At 83.3% G+C, this 492-nt stretch carries 1 pseudogene; it reads left to right on the forward strand.

Features of this window, described 5'->3' with window-relative positions:
• Positions 1–190: 190 nt before the first annotated feature.
• Positions 191–492 (forward strand): annotated as a pseudogene (locus E2C05_RS34455) (hypothetical protein); the annotation flags it as partial.

Genomic DNA, 492 nt, shown 5'->3' on the forward strand with positions numbered 1-492 from the left:
GCTGCGCCTGGCGGCGCTGCCGCCGCCGGCGCCCTGGCCCGCGACCCCGCCGCCCGTGGTGCCGGAGATGGCCGAGGCCGCGCCATCCCGCGCCCCCGACCTGCCGGATCTCGTGGCGCCAGGCCCGCCCGAGCCAGCCGCCGCGCCCGGCCTGATGCCGGCGGCCATCCCTGGCCTCGTCCCTGGCCCCATGCCCGCGCCGCCCGTGGAGGCGGCCAGGGCGGGGGTGGAGGCGCCGCCGGAACCCGCCGGGCCGGCGCCGATCGCCATGCCGCCGGCGACCGAGGCCGGCGACCTGCCATCAGGCCAGGCCGAGGCGGGTCCGGGTGCGACGCCGGCGGCGGCCCCGTCGCCGTCGCTCGACGGCCCCGCGCCTGCCGTCGTGACGACCGACCCGGACCTGGCCCTGGCGGTTCCGGCCGAGGCCGCGCCCGGCCCGGCCGAGGCTTCGCCGCCGCCGGCAATGGCCGCCGCGACCATCCCGCCCGACGC

This window comes from Paracraurococcus ruber, from assembly GCF_004353985.1.
Classification (GTDB): Bacteria; Pseudomonadota; Alphaproteobacteria; order Acetobacterales; family Acetobacteraceae; genus Paracraurococcus; species Paracraurococcus ruber.